The 16305-nt window shown below is 71.7% G+C and carries 12 protein-coding genes and 1 pseudogene; 2 read left to right on the forward strand and 11 right to left on the reverse strand.

What is annotated here, in order from left to right; translation table 11 throughout:
• Positions 1-135 precede the first annotated feature (135 nt).
• The 8 genes and pseudogenes from ACIRB1_RS19250 to infC all read right to left on the reverse strand — a co-directional run bounded on the left by ACIRB1_RS19250 (position 136) and on the right by infC (position 9068).
• A complete protein-coding gene (locus ACIRB1_RS19250) occupies positions 136-1290 on the reverse strand; it encodes a PP2C family protein-serine/threonine phosphatase (RefSeq protein ID WP_352180330.1) in 1155 nt (384 codons plus the stop codon).
• Between the two features lie 266 nt (positions 1291-1556).
• Positions 1557-4061 (reverse strand): phenylalanine--tRNA ligase subunit beta, encoded by a 2505-nt coding sequence (gene pheT, locus ACIRB1_RS19255; RefSeq protein WP_352180329.1) that lies wholly within the window; start codon positions 4059-4061, stop codon positions 1557-1559.
• Entirely contained in the window at positions 4061-5188 is a 1128-nt protein-coding gene (gene pheS, locus ACIRB1_RS19260; RefSeq protein WP_352180328.1) for a phenylalanine--tRNA ligase subunit alpha, read from the reverse strand. Before pheS ends, pheT begins: the two co-directional genes overlap by 1 nt.
• Positions 5189-5354: 166 nt before the next feature.
• The gene (locus ACIRB1_RS19265; RefSeq protein WP_352180327.1) at positions 5355-6482 is read right to left on the reverse strand and encodes an ATP-binding protein; all 1128 of its coding nucleotides are present in this window, start codon (positions 6480-6482) and stop codon (positions 5355-5357) included.
• A 56-nt stretch (positions 6483-6538) separates the two neighbouring features.
• A complete protein-coding gene (locus tag ACIRB1_RS19270; RefSeq protein ID WP_352180326.1) occupies positions 6539-7387 on the reverse strand; it encodes an RNA methyltransferase in 849 nt (282 codons plus the stop codon).
• A 175-nt stretch (positions 7388-7562) separates the two neighbouring features.
• On the reverse strand, positions 7563-7946 hold the full coding sequence (gene rplT, locus ACIRB1_RS19275; protein WP_019066261.1) for a 50S ribosomal protein L20: 384 nt from the start codon (positions 7944-7946) through the stop codon (positions 7563-7565).
• Positions 7947-8048: 102 nt separating this feature from the next.
• Entirely contained in the window at positions 8049-8243 is a 195-nt protein-coding gene (gene rpmI / locus ACIRB1_RS19280; protein ID WP_019065473.1) for a 50S ribosomal protein L35, read from the reverse strand.
• Between the two features lie 107 nt (positions 8244-8350).
• Positions 8351-9068 (reverse strand): annotated as a pseudogene (gene infC, locus ACIRB1_RS19285) (translation initiation factor IF-3).
• A gap of 338 nt (positions 9069-9406) precedes the next feature.
• Between infC and ACIRB1_RS19290 the strand changes: the two are divergent.
• Positions 9407-9778, forward strand: a complete 372-nt coding sequence (locus ACIRB1_RS19290) for a DUF1844 domain-containing protein (protein WP_352180325.1) — start codon at positions 9407-9409, stop codon at positions 9776-9778.
• A 50-nt stretch (positions 9779-9828) separates the two neighbouring features.
• Here ACIRB1_RS19290 and ACIRB1_RS19295 read toward each other — a convergent pair whose 3' ends face one another.
• Positions 9829-10563: an SseB family protein gene (locus ACIRB1_RS19295; RefSeq protein ID WP_352180324.1), complete on the reverse strand. Its 735-nt coding sequence runs from the start codon at positions 10561-10563 to the stop codon at positions 9829-9831.
• 150 nt (positions 10564-10713) lie between these two features.
• Between ACIRB1_RS19295 and ACIRB1_RS19300 the strand changes: the two genes are divergently transcribed.
• Positions 10714-11721, forward strand: a complete 1008-nt coding sequence (locus ACIRB1_RS19300; RefSeq protein WP_403466340.1) for a serine hydrolase — start codon at positions 10714-10716, stop codon at positions 11719-11721.
• 45 nt (positions 11722-11766) lie between these two features.
• On the opposite strand, the gene mycP is transcribed toward ACIRB1_RS19300, so the two are convergent.
• Both mycP and ACIRB1_RS19310 read right to left on the reverse strand, forming a co-directional pair.
• Positions 11767-12939, reverse strand: a complete 1173-nt coding sequence (mycP, locus tag ACIRB1_RS19305; RefSeq protein WP_403466341.1) for a type VII secretion-associated serine protease mycosin — start codon at positions 12937-12939, stop codon at positions 11767-11769.
• On the reverse strand, positions 12936-14348 hold the full coding sequence (locus tag ACIRB1_RS19310; protein WP_352180321.1) for a hypothetical protein: 1413 nt from the start codon (positions 14346-14348) through the stop codon (positions 12936-12938). Before ACIRB1_RS19310 ends, mycP begins: the two co-directional genes overlap by 4 nt.
• Positions 14349-16305 lie beyond the last annotated feature (1957 nt).

Here is a 16305-nt window from a genome sequence, read left to right on the forward strand (position 1 = left end):
TCCGCGGCGTGTGCGCGCTGTTGCGGAGAGTTCCGAACCGGTTGACTGGATTGCCTCGCAAGAGGCCGGCCGGGCCGCCGGCTCCCCCTCGTAAGTGCGGCGGCCTGGCTTTGCGGGAGGTGAGGTTCGGTGCGGCTAAACACCGTTGTGCTGGGGGTGGTTGGCCGGGTGCTGCGCCGCGGTGGCTGGTCGCGCCCCCGCGGCGGAGCCGCCGATGTCACAGCCCCGCGCCCCTGAGGCCGGCCACGCGGGCCTGCGGTCGTTGGCCAGGATGAGTAGGGCGACGTCATCCGTGGGTGTGCCGCCCGCGTGCCGGAGCAGGGCCGTGAAAACCGAGCCGAGTATCGACCGCGGTGCTGGAAGCGGGTGTTGGGCCGCCAGCTCTGCCAGGACATCCGTCAGCGGGAAGAAGGTGCCCTTCGTGTCGCGGGCGTCCTCCGCTCCGTCGGTATAGAGGAACAGGGCGTCACCTGGTAGGAGTTGGCCGCAGCGGACGAGGGGCAGCTCCGTCGGCAGCGGGAACGGCCCCAGGGGCGGGAGCGGGTCCACGCGGGCAAGGGGCTCCACGGCTGAGCCGGTCAGCAGATACGGCCACGGATGGCCGCAGTTCAGCCCCCTCATCTCCCCGTCCCTGCCGATCTCCAGGAGCAGGATGGTGACGAACTCCTCGGCGACCGGGCTCTCGGGGTCGAGGGCGCCGGACGCGGGGTGTTCCGCGCGGGCGCGTTCGCGGAGGTGGCGGGCGAGGGCGCGGTCCAACCGCCGTAGCACGCCCGGGAGTTCGGGTTCGTCGTGGGCGGCCTCCCGGAAGCTGCCGAGGACGGCGGCGACCGTGCCGATCGCCGCGATGCCGTGGCCGCGTACGTCACCCATCACGACGCGGACGCCGTGCTCGGTGGCGATCACCTCGTACAGGTCGCCCCCGACCACCGCACCGCGCTCCGCGGACAGTTGGGCGGCGGCGATGTTCAGGCCGTCGAGGCGGGGCGGCAGCGGGCGCAGCAGGGCGTTCTGGGCGGCGCCGGCGATCTGCCGGATCTGGCGGAGTTCACGCAGCAGGGAGCGGCGGACCTGGACGACGAGACCGGTGCCGACCGCGAAGAACACGGCGCTGGTGACGATGCGGGCGCCCAGGCCGTTCTGCTGGGCGAGCGGGCAGGTGAGTTTGTAGGTGATGGCTATGGCGCCCCAGACCGTGGGCAGCCCCAGGGCGAGCGCCCGGCGCAGCGGACGGCGGAAACGCGTCCTCGGGCGCGCCCTGCGGGGTACCCCAGCCTTGATGCGGATCATGCCTGTGGCCCCCCAAATAGGCCCCGACAGCGCAATCGGACCGACCCCGAAAGGCCGGTCCGATTCTGTCGACCACATGACCCGGTCGGGCCGGATCACCCGGACTTCTCACCCGAACGAGTGAGACACCCCGAGTTGCCTGCATTTATGCAGGTGGGCCTTGAGACGTGGGCTCAGACGGATGCCTCAAGAGGTGCGGGGAACCGCGCGACCAGCCACGACGAACGCGCACCCGGCACAAAGCAGTTCCCCACCTCTGAGCCGTCTCAGCCGCGAAGCACCGCCCCGACCCGCTCCCCGGCCAGCGCGACCGCCGCGTCCCGAGCAGCGGACGCCTCGTCCACGGTCAATGTCCGGTCGGCCGCCCGGAACCGCAACGCGTACGCCAGCGACTTCTTGCCCTCGCCCAGCTGCGCGGCGTTCTCGTACACGTCGAACAGCCGGATGGACTCCAGCAGTTCACCCGCTCCCTCACGCAGCACCGCCTCGACGTCCGCGTGCGGCACGGCCACATCGACGACGAGCGCGACATCCTGCGTGGCGACGGGGAAGGTCGAGATCTTCGGCCCCTTGGGAACCCCCGAAGACGCCGACTCAAGGACATCCAGGTCCAGTTCCATCGCGCTGGTCCGCGCGGGCAGCCCCAGCGTCTTCAGCACACCCGGGTGCAACTCCCCGGCGTACCCGATGACTTGCTCGGCCCCGTCGACGGAGACGACCAGCTCCGCGCAACGCCCCGGATGCCAGGGCGCGTGCTGTCCACCGCGCACGACGAGTTCGGTCCCGGCCTCACGCGCGAGAGCGCGAGCCGCCTCGACCGCGTCGGCCCACTCCGCCGGACGCCCCTTGCCCCACCAGCCGGCCTGCTCACGCGCGCCCGCGAGGACGACGGCGGCATGCCGGGGCTGGACGGGAAGCGCCTCGGTGAGGGACGCGATCTCCTCGTCGGTGGGACGCCGGTCGACCGGCAGCCGGACCGCGATCTTCAGCTCTTCGCGCGGGTGGAAGACCAGCCCCGTCTCGAACAGCGCGAGATCATGCGAACCCCGGCCGTCGTTCCGGCGCAGCGCACCGAGCAGGCCCGGCAGCAGCGTCGTACGAAGCGCGGGCTCCTCGTCCGAGAGCGGGTTGACCAGCTTGACGACCTTGCGGTCCGGGTCGTCGGCGGCCAGGCCGAACTGGTCGAAGACCTGCTCGCTGACGAAGGGGTAGTTCGGCGCCTCGACATACCCCGCGCCGGCCAGCGCGCGGCCGACCCGCCGGTGCAGCCGCTGGCGGTCGGTGAGGCCCCGGCCCGCGGGGGGCTTGGGGAGCGTGGAGGGCAGGTTCTCGTAGCCCTCCAGGCGGATGACCTCTTCGGCCAGGTCGTTCGGGTCGGTGAGGTCGGGGCGCCAGGACGGGACGGTGACGATCAGCTCGTCCTGCCCGTACACGTCGCAGCCGACCTCCTGGAGACGCCGTACGACGGTCTCGCGGCCGTAGGTGACACCCGCGACCTTGTCCGGGTGGTCCGCCGGGATCGTGATGGTGTGCGGGGCCGAGGGAGCGATGACCTCGGTGACGCCCGCGTCCGCGGTGCCGCCGGCGAGGAGGACCAGGAGGTCGACCGTGCGCTGGGCGGCGGCGGACGCGGCCTGCGGGTCGACTCCGCGCTCGAAGCGCTTGGACGCCTCGGAGGCCAGCTTGTGGCGGCGGGCCGTACGCGAGATGGAGAGCGCGTCGAAGTGCGCGGCCTCCACGACGACCTCGGTGGTGGTGCCCTCGGCGTCGTCGATCTCGGTGTTGGCGCCGCCCATGACACCCGCGAGGCCGATGGGGCCCCGGTCGTCGGTGATCACCAGGTCCTCGGCGTCCAGCGTGCGCGTGACGCCGTCGAGGGTGGTGAGCTTCTCGCCCTGCGTGGCCCGGCGCACACCGATCGGACCCTGGACGCGGGAGCGGTCGTAGGCGTGCAGGGGCTGGCCGATCTCGAGCATCACGTAGTTGGTGATGTCGACGGCGAGCGAGATCGGGCGCATGCCCGCCTTCTGGAGGCGGCGCGTGAGCCAGAGCGGGGAGCGGGCCTCGGGGTCGAGGCCCGTCACCGTGCGGGCGGTGAAGCGGTCGCAGCCCATCGGGTCGGAGACCTGGACCGGGTAGCCGAAGGCGTTCGGCTGCGGGACGTCCAGCAGGGCCGGGTCGCGCAGCGGGAGGCCGTAGGCGGTGGCGGTCTCGCGGGCCACGCCGCGGATCGACAGGGCGTAGCCACGGTCGGGCGTGACGGCGATGTCGAGGACCTCGTCGACGAGCTGGAGCAGCTCGATCGCGTCGGTGCCGACCTCGTGCTCGGGCGGCAGCACGATGATGCCGTGCGAGCCGTCGTCGCCCATGCCCAGCTCGTCGCCGGAGCAGATCATGCCGTGCGAGGTCTTGCCGTACGTCTTGCGGGCGGCGATCGCGAAGTCGCCCGGCAGGACCGCGCCGGGGAGGACCACGACGACCTTGTCGCCGACGGCGAAGTTGCGGGCGCCGCAGACGATCTCCTGGGGCTCACCGGTGCCGTTGGCCTGGCCGACGTCGACCGTGCAGAAGCGGATGGGCTTCTTGAAGCCCTCCAGCTCCTCGATCGTGAGGACCTTGCCGACCACGAGGGGGCCCTTGAGGCCTTCGCCGAGCTGCTCGACGGTCTCCACCTCGAGGCCGACGGAAATGAGCTTGGCCTGGACGTCGCGGCCGGTCTCCGTCGCCGGCAGGTCGACGTACTCCCGCAGCCAAGAAAGCGGGACGCGCATCAGATCTCCATCCCGAACGGCCGGGTGAACCGGACGTCACCCTCGACCATGTCTCGCATGTCTTCGACGTTGTGGCGGAACATCAGCATCCGCTCGATGCCGAACCCGAAGGCGAATCCGCTGTACTTCTCGGGGTCCACCCCGCAGGCCACGAGGACGCGCGGGTTGACCATGCCGCAGCCGCCCAGCTCGATCCAGCCCTCGGAGGAGCAGGTGCGGCAGGGGCGGTCGGGGTTGCCGACGGACTCGCCCTTGCAGACGTAGCAGAGCATGTCCATCTCGGCGGACGGCTCGGTGAAGGGGAAGTAGTTCGGCCGCAGCCGGGTCTTCATCTCCGAGCCGAAGAGCGACTGGACCATGTGGTCGAGGGTGCCCTTGAGGTCGGCCATGGTGAGGCCCTCGTCGATGGCGAGGAGCTCGATCTGGTGGAAGACCGGGGTGTGCGTGGCGTCCAGCTCGTCCGTGCGGTACACGCGGCCGGGGCACACGATGTAGACGGGCGGCTCGCGGTCCAGCATGGCGCGGGCCTGCACCGGAGAGGTGTGGGTGCGCAGCACGACACCGGACTCGTCGCCCTCCGCGCCCTCGGGGCCCTGCACGAAGAAGGTGTCCTGCATCTGCCGGGCCGGGTGGTCCGGGGTGAAGTTCAGGGCGTCGAAGTTGAACCACTCCGCCTCGACCTCGGGCCCCTCGGCGATCTCGTACCCCATGGACACGAAGACGTCGGCGACGCGCTCCATGAACGTGGTGAGCGGGTGCCGGGCGCCGGGCGGGACGCGGTCGTACGGCAGGGTGACGTCCACCGCCTCCTCGACCAGGACACGGGCGTCACGCTCGGCCTCCAGCTCGCCGAGGCGAGTGGCGAGGGCCTTGTTGACGGCGCCCCGGGCCTGGCCGACGAGCTTGCCGGCCGCGGCCTTGGCCTGCGGGGGCAGCGCGCCGATCTCGCGGTTGGCGAGGGCCAGCGGGGAGGTGCCGCCGGTGTGCGCGACCTTGGCCTCCTGGAGCGCGTCGAGGTCACCGGCGGCGGCGAAGGCGGCGAGCGCCTCGTCCCGCATGCGCTCGATCTCTTCCGGTTTCAAGGCCTCGACCTCTACAGGGTCGTACGACTTATTCGGTGCCGACATCTCTTCCCGTGCTTCCGGTTGGCTGGCGGATGGTCCCCGTCCCGACTCGGCTCGGGGGACGCGTCGGCGTCCCTGAAACGGGGACGCAAAGGTGCCAAAGGCCGAGTCTAACGGGGGTGAGGCAGGTGACCGCGCCCGTGGGGCCTCGTCGGCGGCTGCGGCAGGGCTACTGCAGATACGCCGGGGTGCCCACGGGCAACGTAAATCGGAACTCGGCGCCGCCGCCGGGGGCGCGGCCGACCGTGATGGTGCCGCCGTGGGCTTCGACGATGCCCTTGACGATGTACAGCCCGAGGCCGGTGCCGCCGCGCTTGCTGCCCCGCCAGAAGCGGGTGAACACGCGGTTCATGGACTCCTCCGGGATGCCTGGGCCCTCGTCGCTCACCGTCACGGATGTGCCGGTCTCCTCGCCCTCGCGCGGGGACGCGGAGGCCGTGACGTCGATGGTGACGGTTCCCTCGCCGTGGCGCACCGCATTTTCCAGCAGGTTGCTCAGCACCTGGTCGACCTTGTCGGGGTCGGCCCACAGGTCGGGCAGCGGCTGCTCGACGCGGAGCAGGAACCGGTCGGCGGTCTGGCCCGCGGCGACGTACGCCTGGATGTGGCGGCCGACGGCGGCGCCCATGTCGACGGGCTGGCGGCGCAGCTCCAGCCGCCCTGAGTCGATGCGGGAGATGTCGAGCAGCTCGGCGATGAGCCGGGTGACGCGGTTGGCGTCGGCGTCGACCGTCTCCAGCATCAGCCGCTTCTGGTCGTCGGTGAAACGCTCCCACTTGGCGAGCAGGGTCGCGGTGAAGCCCTTGACGGAGGTCAGCGGCGAGCGCAGTTCGTGGGCGACGGTGGCGATCAGTTCGGCGTGGCTGCGCTCGGTACGGCGGCGGGCCTCGGTGTCACGCAGCGAGACGACGACACGGCGGACCGGACCGAGGGGTTCCGCACGGACGTACCGTGCCGTGACGAGAACCTCATGCCCGCCCGGCAACAGCAGGTTCCGCTCGGGCTGCCGCACCCGGATGGCCAACCCGCCGTAGGGATCGGTCAGTTGCCACCAGCGACGCCCCTCCAGGTCCTCTAACGGGAGGGCCTTCTCCAGCCGCTGCCCGAGGGCGTCGGCGGCTGCGACGGAGGTGATGCGCTCGGCGGCGGCGTTGAAGCAGACGACATGCCCGTGCTCGTCGGCGATGACCAGGCCGTCGGCCAGTTCGTCGGGGTCGATGCCGAGGTCGTCGTGACGGCCCTCGGACGGCTGGGGCACGCCCCGAGCTCCCGGCGCGCTGCTCGTGCCGACAGTCATCCCCGTACCCCACCTCTTCTCATACGGCGCAGGTGGCCCCCGAGCTGGTCACCCTACTAGCTGTCGGTGACAGAGCGGCACCCTCCGGAGGCGCGCTGTGCACGCGCCGACGCATAGAGACATACGGCGGCGGCGGTGGCCAGGTTCAGGCTTTCGGCCTTCCCGTGGATCGGAACCCGCACAACGGCGTCCGCGAGCGCCCGGGTCTCCTCCGGAAGCCCCCACGCCTCGTTCCCGAACACCCAGGCGGTGGGCCCGCCCATCGTCCCCTGGTCCAGCTCGTCGTCGAGATCGTCCGTCCCGGCCCCGTCGGCGGCGAGAATCCGTACCCCGATCCCCTTGAGCCCGGCCACGGCCTGCTCCACCGGCACCCCCACGGCGACGGGCAGATGGAAGAGCGACCCCACGGAGGCCCGGACGGCCTTCGGGTTGTACAGATCCACGGAAGCGTCGGTCAGTACGACGGCCTCGGCGCCGGCGGCGTCCGCACACCGCAGCACGGTCCCGGCGTTCCCGGGGTCCCGCACGTTCGCCAGCACGGCCACGAGCTTGGGCCGCCCCTCGATGATCTCCTCGAACGGAGTGTCGAGGAACCGGCAGACCCCGACCAGCCCCTGCGGAGTGACCGTCGTGGAGATGTCGGCGATGACCTGCTCGTCCGCGAGATGCACCCGGGCACCGGCGGCACGGGCCTCACCGACGATGTCGGCGTACCGCTCCGCGGCCTCGACCGTCGCGAACAGCTCGACGAGCGTGTCCTTGTACCCCGCCGCCTCCCGCACGGCCTGCGGCCCCTCGGCCAGGAACAGCCGCTCCTTGCTCCGGAAGTTCCGCCGCTCGAGCCGCCGGGCAGCGGCGACGCGGGGGGAGCGAGGGGAGATCAGCTCGGGACCGTTCGGGGACATACTCCGCTTCACCTTCCATCTCAGGCCGACCGTGTTCCTTTCAGGGGCGCGAGGAACTGCGCGACCGGCCACATACGACCCGCACCCGACAACGAACCGGGCCACCCCAGCAACAAAGGACCCGCAGGCTAAAAACCTGCGGGTCCTTCAAGTCACCGCTCAAGCCGGCGCAGCGTCACGCGGCCTTGGGCGCGTTCACATCGCTGGGCAGAGCCTTCTGCGCGACCTCGACCAGCGCGGCGAACGCACCGGCGTCGTTGACGGCCAGCTCGGCGAGGATCTTGCGGTCGACCTCGATGTTGGCCGCGTTCAGACCCTGGATGAAGCGGTTGTACGTGATGCCGTTGGCGCGGGCAGCGGCGTTGATGCGCTGGATCCACAGCCGACGGAAGTCGCCCTTGCGCTTCTTGCGGTCGTTGTAGTTGTAGACCAGCGAGTGGGTGACCTGCTCCTTGGCCTTGCGGTACAGGCGCGAACGCTGACCGCGGTAGCCGGAGGCGGCTTCGAGGATCGCCCGGCGCTTCTTGTGGGCGTTGACTGCCCGCTTGACGCGTGCCACTTGTTTAACTCCTTGTAGCGGGGCCGTGGTTGGACTCACACGGCCCGGAATCGATGGGGTCCCGGTCCAGACGTACGGCGCTCGACGGGAGCGCCGCGTACGTCACTTGCCGAGAAGCTTCTTGATCTTCTTGGCGTCGCCCGGGGCCATCTCGGCGTTGCCGGTGAGGCGACGCGTCACACGGGACGACTTGTGCTCGAGCAGGTGGCGCTTGCCGGCACGCTCGCGGAGCACCTTGCCGGAGCCGGTGATCTTGAAGCGCTTGCTGGCACCGCTGTGCGACTTGTTCTTCGGCATAGCGCCGTATCTCCTCGTCGGTGGCGCTCCGGTGCCCGGTCGTGAAACCGGGCACAGGTGGAGCGTCGCTCTTGTATCGGTTACTTCCCCGGACTGGCGTCCTGGGATCAGGCGTCGGCGCGAGCCTCGGCCGGGGCCTCGGCGGTCTCGGCCTCTTCGACGTCTCCCTCGGCGAGGTTCTCGTCGTCGAAGTCGGACTCCGCGGCGTTCTGCGACTTGCCTGGGTTGGCCTTCGCTTCCGCCTTGCGGGCGGCCTGGGCCTCACGGGCCTCGGCCATCGCCTCGGTCTTCTTCTTGTGCGGGCCGAGCACCATGATCATGTTCCGGCCGTCCTGCTTCGGGTTCGACTCGACGAACCCGAGGTCGGCCACGTCCTCCGCGAGACGCTGAAGCAGTCGGTAGCCGAGTTCCGGCCTGGACTGCTCGCGACCACGGAACATGATCGTGATCTTGACCTTGTCGCCCTGCTTCAGGAACCGGACGACGTGACCCTTCTTGGTGTCATAGTCGTGCGGGTCGATCTTCGGCCGGAGCTTCATTTCCTTGATGACCGTGTGCGCCTGGTTCTTGCGCGCCTCACGGGCCTTCATGGCCGACTCGTACTTGAACTTCCCGTAGTCCATGAGCTTGCAGACCGGCGGACGTGCACTCGCCGCAACCTCGACCAGGTCCAGGTCGTACTCCTGCGCAAGCTCAAGGGCCTTGGCAAGCGGAACAATTCCGACCTGCTCGCCGCTCGGACCGACAAGTCGCACTTCGGGAACGCGAATCCGGTCGTTGATACGGGGCTCGGTGCTGATGGATCCTCCTCGGTTAGCACCACACGGCCATCTGGCGGACGGCCGCGTTTGTCTTTGGTAGACAGACCTAACCGCGCCGGAACACAAAAAATGCCCCGGACGATCACAAGACGGGGCTCCAAAACACTGCCGGAGCACCGCCGCGATGATCGCGGGGCGCGCTTTCGGGCGACTCCATCGTCCGTACGGAACGATGGTGACCGCCTGACCGGGGTGACCCGCCGTCCGTGAGGACGGTCAGGTGGGAGATCGGAGCCTCCACTTGTTGGCCGGGCACCACAGTGCCTGGCCGGTCATCACACAAGGTTAGCAGCTCCCCGGGGGTGGTGCTAACCGCCGTACACCGGGGCCTATCGTGTGGGCATGAGTGACACGCCTCCCGAGTCCGTCAACGCCGACTCCCCCGACTTCGACGCCATGGCCCGCGACATCGCGGAGGTCCCGGCGGTCGAGGTGATCGTGACGGTCGCCGTCAATCTGATGAGCGCCGCCGCCGTGAAGCTCGGTCTGACCGACGAGGGCGACAAGTACAAGGACCTGGACGAGGCCCGCAAGCTGGTCACCGCCCTGGCCGGGCTGCTCGACGCGAGCGCGACCGAGATCAGCTCGTTCCACGCGGCCCCGCTGCGCGACGGCCTGAAGTCCCTCCAGCTCGCCTTCCGCGAGGCGTCCCTCGTCCGCGACGAGCCGGGCCAGGGCCCGGGCGAGAAGTACACGGGCCCGATCTACGGCTAGTCCCTCCCCGTACACCGGTCCTCCCCGTACACCGGTTCACGACCGGTGGCTCACCCCGTACGTACGAACAAGGGCTCGCCCGGAGGCGTCGTCCCGGCCGGCAGTACCGCCAGGTCGAGGCCGTGCACCAGGCGGGCCCTCAGCGTCTCGTCGGCGACCAGGCGGCGGGCGACCGCGTGCAGGCCGGCGTCGTGCGGCACGGCGGGCTCGAAGACCAGCGCGAGGGTGCCGTCGGCGCGGCCGGGGCCGAGGTAGGCCCGCTGGACCGCGCCCACACCGGCGACCACGGAACGTACGGCCGCCACGACCTCCGGGTCGGTGAGCGGGTCGGCGCTGGTGCGTCCCTCGGCGAGGGCCAGCAGCACGGGCCCCGACAGCTCGAAGGGCACCGGCCCCGCCATGTCGAGCACCACCGTGTCCGCCTTCTCGTGCGCGGCGGCCTGCAACGCCTGGTGCAGCGGTACGGCCACGGGGCGGGCCGCCGGGTCCCAGCGGGTCAGCGACTCGGTGGACGTGAAGGCGGGCAGCGCGGTGCGGCCGCCGGCCTTGAGCGTGGGCACGGCCATGTCGCTGGTCTTCTCGCGGCGCAGCCCGTTCTCGTCCTCCTCGACCTCACCGAGCACGGCGACCACGGGCACCAGCAGCCGGGCGCCCTTCAGAGCCTCCAGGACGGGTCCTACGGCGGTGCGGTCCTCGGCCCAGGCGGCGAGTGCCGCGCTCAGCCCGGGGTCGGCCGTGCCGTCGTCGTCGGAGTAGCCGGAGTCGGGAATGTTCTTGTTCGCCACGGTCACCGACCCTATCGGGGGGATGCTTCAGGGCTTGTGCGGGCCCTGAAACGCGGTGGACACGGGTTTCACACCTTTCTCAGACACAGTTGACAGACATCTAACTTTTGCCTCACGTCTCACACAGTCACCGCCAGCAGCATCGCGGGCATGGAGTCTTCCAGAGTCGCCCGCCGAACCCACCGCGCGCGTCCCTCCCGGCGCCGTCGGCTCCCCTATCTCGCCCTCGCCACCGTGGCGGTCGTGGGCGTCACGGCGGCGGGGACCGTGTACGTGAAGGCACACGCGCACTCCGGCGCCGTATCGTCGACGGCGGCGCCGTCGGCCTCGGCCTCGGCGTCCGGGAGCGGGGAGGCGACGGTGGAACCTGTGACGCGGCCGACGGTCGACTACGACGCGCTGCTGGCGAAGGCGATGAAGTCGGTGACTCCGGCCGGCGAGCAGAAGGTGTCGGTGGCGGTGCTCGACCTGACCTCGGGCGAGAGCGCCGCGTACGGCGACGGCGCCTTCGACACGGCGAGCATCGTCAAGGTCGACATCCTGGCGACGCTGCTGCTCCAGGCGCAGGACGCGGGCCGGGCGCTGACCGCGACGGAGAAGTCGTACGCCACCGCGATGATCCAGAACAGTGACAACGACTCCGCGACGGCGCTGTGGAACATCATCGGCACGGCGGACGGGCTCGACGCGGCGAACAGGACGTTCGGGCTGACGGGCACCGCGGGGGGCGCCGGCCCGCTCTGGGGCCTGACCCAGACCACGGCGGCGGATCAACTCACCCTGCTCCAGCAGGTGTTCGGCGAGGACTCGAAGCTGGGCGCGGCCTCGCAGTCGTACATCCAGGGTCTGATGAAGGAGATAGAGGCCGATCAGCAGTGGGGGGTCTCCGCGGCGGCCGACGGCTCCAAGTGGGCGCTGAAGAACGGGTGGTTGGCGCGCAGCACGACCGGACTGTGGGACGTCAACAGCATCGGGCGGGTGACGGGGACGGACGGCGACGCGTACCTGGTCGCCGTGCTGTCCAACGGCAGCACGACCCAGGCCAAGGGCATCACGCTGATCGAGGCCGCGGCGAAGGCGGGGGTCGCCGCGTTCGCCGAGAGCGCGGATTCTGCCGCGTCGGCTTCGGCGACAGCGACAACGACAGCGACCGACTGACCACGCCTGCCCGGGAGTTCGGAAGACCTCGTGCTCTCCGGGAGTTCAGAAGGTCTCGTGGCGGCGCCGCCCGCGCCAGAGGACGACGGCGGCGACGAGCAGGACTCCGCCGACGCTGCCGGCGAGGGGTCCCGCCCAGTCGGAGGTGTCGCTGCCGCTCTTGGCGGCCTCCGGGCCCGGGCCGAAGTACTTCTTGCCGTAGGCGACCGAGCGCAGGCTCGTCGGCTTGAGACGGGCTGCGGCCTTGATGGCGGCGGCGGGGTCGATGAAGCCGAAGCCGCGGGAGTCGTCACGGCCGCCGACCGGGGGGTTGCGCGCCGTGTCCTCCAGGACCTTCTTGATCTGGGCCGGGGCCAGCCCCGGGTGGGCGGCCTTGATGAGCGCGACGGCCCCTGAGACGAAGGCGGACGCGGCGCTGGTCCCCCACCCCTCGTAGTACTTGTGGTCGGGGTCGGCGATGACGACGTTGACGCCGGGGGCGCTGACCGTGGCGTACCAGCGGCGGGTGGAGAAGGAGGCGCGGGTGCCGAAGCGGTCCACGGCGGTCGCGGCGATCACGCCCGGGTAGGCGGCCGGGTAGGAGACGTGGTCGCCCTTCTCGCCGCCGTTGCCGGCCGAGGCGACGACGGCGACGCCCTTCTTCAGGGCGTACTGCACGGCCTCGTCCTCGGCGGGCTCGGGGTGCGCGGAGGCGGAGTCGTCGCCGAGGGAGAGGTTGATGACGTCGGCGCCGTGGTCGGCGGCCCAACGGATGCCGTCCGCAAGGGCGTTGCCCCGGGTGGTACGGGCCTTGCCTCGCGCGGAGTCGCCGTCCTCCAGGATCACGCGGACCGGGAGGATCTTGGCCTCGGGAGCGATGCCGATGATGCCGTCGGTGTCGCCGGGGCCGTGGCCGTGCCCTGCGATGATGCCGGCCATCGCGGTGCCGTGCCGGGCCCAGGCGCGGTCGCCCGGCCTGGCCCCGAAGCCGACCATGTCCCTGCCCGCGAGGACGTTGCCGGTGAGGTCGGGGTGGTCGGCCTCGACGCCGGTGTCCAGGACGGCGACGGTGATGCCCTTGCCCTTGGTGGTCTGCCAGGCCTCCTGGGTGTGCATGGCGTCCAGGGCCCATTCCTGGTCACGTATGCCGTCGGCGTGCGCGACGGTGGAGGGTACGAGGGCCAGCGAGGCGGCGAGGGCCACGCTCACCAGCCCGCCCCGGCGGGACGTGACGCTCATGAGGTCTTCTTCTCCGAGCTCTGTGAGGTGTCCGAGGTCTCGGAGGTCCCCGAGGGCGAGTCGACGGTCCTGCGCAGACTCCGCTCGACCCGGTCGGCGAGCCCCTGCGCCTCGTTGCCGAGACCGGCCTGGGCGGGCGCGGTCGTACCGCCGGACGTGACCGCTTCGTCCGCGGGCTCCGGTACGTCGACCTTGCGGCCGTCCGCCCAGCCGGATACGGCGTAGACGACGACGGGGGCGTCGGTCAGCACGGAGACGGTCCACGAGGCGCGCTGCTTGTCGCCGAAGCCGGCGGCGAGGGTGCCTTTCGCGGCGTACGGGCGGGGCATGAGGTCGGTGCGGTTGGCGAGGTTCTCGTTCTTGAAGCGGGTGGAGAGGGCGGTCGTCGCCGTCATGTCGGCCTTGGTGAAGAGGATGCCGACGGTGGTGACGTAGCTCTGGGTGGCGTCGGTGTAGGTGGCGCGCAGCAGCCTCTGGCAGCCGACGGGAGCGAGGACGTTGCTCAGCAGCGGGTCGAAGGCGTTCGCACACCCGCTGTCCGGCGCCACGGCGATCCGGGTCCAGGTCCGGTCGGCACCGCCGGGGCCGGCCCCCTGCCCCTGCACGGTCGGCGGAAACAGCTGATCGACCGGCATGCTGTGCCACAACTCCCCCGCGGTGACAAAGGCACTCACCGCACTGTCCGCCCCGTCCTCCCCGGTGAGCCAACTCCCGGTCACCGCACCGCCGATGAGCCCGACACCGAGCACGACACAGGCGGCGACAACGGCGGTACGCGTCCGTATCCGCACCCCGAGCGGCCGCGGCCGCACCCGCTCGTCGTATCCCTCGGGCACACCGAACGACACGAGCGGACGGCCGTCGTCGGGGGGTACGGGGGCGGTCCAGGAGAGGGAGGGGTCGGGGGTGGGGGTGGGGTCGGTTGAGGCGGGGCCAACCGGCTTGCCGGGGGCGGCCGGTGACCAGGCGCGGGTGTCTTCGACGGTGGGCCGGGTCGGGGTGGAGGACGACCGCGCGCCCGTGCCGTCGACGGTGGACCCAACCGTGCTGCTGGGCGCGGCCGGTGACCAGGCGGGCGGATCGGCGTGGTCGGAGGCAGAACCAACCGGCTTGCTGGGCGCGGCCGGTGACCAGGCGCGGGTGTCGGCGTGGTCGGAGGCAGGTCCAACTGGCTTGCCGGGAGCGGCCGGTGACCAGGCGCGGGTGTCTTCGACGGTGGAGCCGTGCGTGGCGGTGGCGGGGCCGGACGCGGTGGGTCCGGTGGCGGGGGGCGCGTCGGTCGGCCGGGGGTCGGCGGGGTAGGGCGCACCGGCACCGGAGGGCGACCACGCACCACGCGTGGGCGCGCCGCCTGTGGGGTCCGTGAACGATTCGCCTCGCCAGAGGGAGTCGGGGGCGGAGGGGGGCATCGCCGGGCGGGTGGCAGTGGGGTGGTGCGCGTCGGACGGCTGGGCGGGACTTTCGCCGTCGACACGCGGCGGAGTGACCGGGCCACGGGAAGTCCCCGGACGGGTCGGAACGTAGCGTGGCGAGTCGGACGCCTGACCGGGGGCTTCGCCGTCGGGGCGCGCCGGGGCGACCACACCCCGAGACGTCCCCGGCCGGGTCGGCACATAGCGCTGCGAGCCGGACGACTGACTCGGGGTTTCACCCTCGGAGTGCGGTGGAGCGACCGGGGCGGGGGGCGGGGGCGTGACTTCGCCAGCCGCGTTCTGGCGCGACCGGTCGGACACCTGGCCCGGGGCCTCGCCCCCGGAGTGCGGTGGAACCGCCGGAGCGTAAGGCGGGGACGTGACTTCGCCAGCCGCGTTCCGCCGCAACCGGTCGGACACCTGGCCCGGGGCCTCGCCCCCGGAGTGCGGTGGAACCGCCGGAGCGTAAGGCGGGGACGCGACTTCGCCAGCCGCGTTCCGCCGCGACCGATCGGACACCTGGCCCGGGGCCTCGCCCTCCGGGAGGGGTGGGGTGGCGGGAGGCGTCACCGGGCGGTCGGGGATACGGCTCTGCCCGGCGGTCGGCTGGTAGGCGGTCTCTCCCTCCGGGCGCGGCCGGCCGGCCGGTCCAGGAGGCATCGATGAGCGGGCCGAGTCCTGGCCAGGTCGGACGGATGCCTGGCCCGGGGCCTCCGCCTCGGGACGGCCGGGAGCATCAGCCTCCGGACGGGGTGGAGTGGTGGAGCCGGGAGGCGATACCGGGCGGTCGGGGACCTGGCTCTGCCGGTCTGACGGCTGACGTGGGACCTCTCCGCCAGGGCGCGGCGGGGTGGCCTGCCCGGGAGGTGTCTCCGGGCGCTCCGGGGCATGGCGAAGCCGGTCGGGCGACTGGCCAGGGGCCTCGCCTGCGGGCCGCGGCGGAGCAGTCGGGGCGGGAGGCAGCGTCGAGGGAGTCGAGTCCTGGCCCTGACGTGGCCCCTCGTTCGCGGCGTCGCGAGATGTTCCCGGGCGGGTCGGGATGTAGCGCCTCGGCTCGGACGGGCGGCGCGGGGGCTCGCCCTCGGAGCCAGGGGGTGTCGCCGAACGGGGTGGATCCTGGTCCGGGCGGTCGGGCGCTTGGCCTGGTGCCCCGTTCGCAGGGCGGGCCGGGGTGTCCGGGCTCGTCGACGCGGGCGGGCGGTAGGAGGTGGCCGTTTCCGAACCCGTTTCCCCGGAAGCCTGGTCACCGTGTGCCGCCGCCATGGGGCGGTGTCGCGGACGGGGCGGGACGGGACCCGGTGTGGTTACGCCGGAGTTCACGTGGCGCGTGGCACCGCCGGGCGCGGGCGGGGCGTCCGGGAAGCGTGCCGAGGCCGGAGGCGGGGGCGGGCTCTCGGGGTCCATGGCTCGGGGCGAGAAGGGCCGAAGGCCGGGAAAGCGCGGCCGGTCGTCGGAGGAACCCTGCCCGGAACCCGAACCACCCCGCGCATCGAAGCCGACCCCGTCGCGAACATCGGCACCGTTGCTCTGAGGCGAACTCCGGTCCCCGGAAACGTCGTTGGAGGACACCGGGCGACCTTCGAAGCCTCCACCCGGAGATCCAGCGCGCCCATCAGGCCCATGCCCCGGAGACACCGTTCGCGCATCGGACCCGTCACGTGGCGGCACACCGCGACCGTCAGGACCGTCACCCGGCGACACCCCGCGACCGTCAGGACCGTTGTCCCGGGTCACCACCCGCGCATCGGACCCCCCGTTCTGCGGAGCCGTACGCCTCCCGTTGCCGCCGTCCCACCAACCCGAACCCGACCCGTCGCCGCGACTCCCCACCGACTCCGTACCGGAACCCGCCCCCGTCTCGAACGGCTCCCGCCCAGAACCCGAGCCGCCGGGACCCACCGCACCGGCACCCTCACCCGGCCGCGCGTCCCCCGTTCCACGCCGCCCACTCGCA

This window comes from Streptomyces sp. NPDC096013 (assembly GCF_044763565.1).
In the GTDB taxonomy this organism is placed as follows: domain Bacteria; phylum Actinomycetota; class Actinomycetes; order Streptomycetales; family Streptomycetaceae; genus Streptomyces.

Excerpts from the sequence above, each read along its gene's own strand:
- pheS (WP_352180328.1), bottom strand. The coding sequence starts at position 5,188 with ATGTCGGCACCGAATAAGTCGTACGACCCTGTAGAGGTCGAGGCCTTG.
- ACIRB1_RS19265 (WP_352180327.1), bottom strand. The coding sequence starts at position 6,482 with ATGACTGTCGGCACGAGCAGCGCGCCGGGAGCTCGGGGCGTGCCCCAG.
- ACIRB1_RS19290 (WP_352180325.1), top strand. The coding sequence starts at position 9,407 with ATGAGTGACACGCCTCCCGAGTCCGTCAACGCCGACTCCCCCGACTTC.
- ACIRB1_RS19250 (WP_352180330.1), bottom strand. The coding sequence starts at position 1,290 with ATGATCCGCATCAAGGCTGGGGTACCCCGCAGGGCGCGCCCGAGGACG.
- ACIRB1_RS19310 (WP_352180321.1), bottom strand. The coding sequence starts at position 14,348 with ATGCCCCCCTCCGCCCCCGACTCCCTCTGGCGAGGCGAATCGTTCACG.
- rpmI (WP_019065473.1), bottom strand. The coding sequence starts at position 8,243 with ATGCCGAAGAACAAGTCGCACAGCGGTGCCAGCAAGCGCTTCAAGATC.
- ACIRB1_RS19300 (WP_403466340.1), top strand. The coding sequence starts at position 10,714 with ATGGAGTCTTCCAGAGTCGCCCGCCGAACCCACCGCGCGCGTCCCTCC.
- pheT (WP_352180329.1), bottom strand. The coding sequence starts at position 4,061 with ATGCGCGTCCCGCTTTCTTGGCTGCGGGAGTACGTCGACCTGCCGGCG.
- ACIRB1_RS19270 (WP_352180326.1), bottom strand. The coding sequence starts at position 7,387 with ATGTCCCCGAACGGTCCCGAGCTGATCTCCCCTCGCTCCCCCCGCGTC.
- mycP (WP_403466341.1), bottom strand. The coding sequence starts at position 12,939 with ATGAGCGTCACGTCCCGCCGGGGCGGGCTGGTGAGCGTGGCCCTCGCC.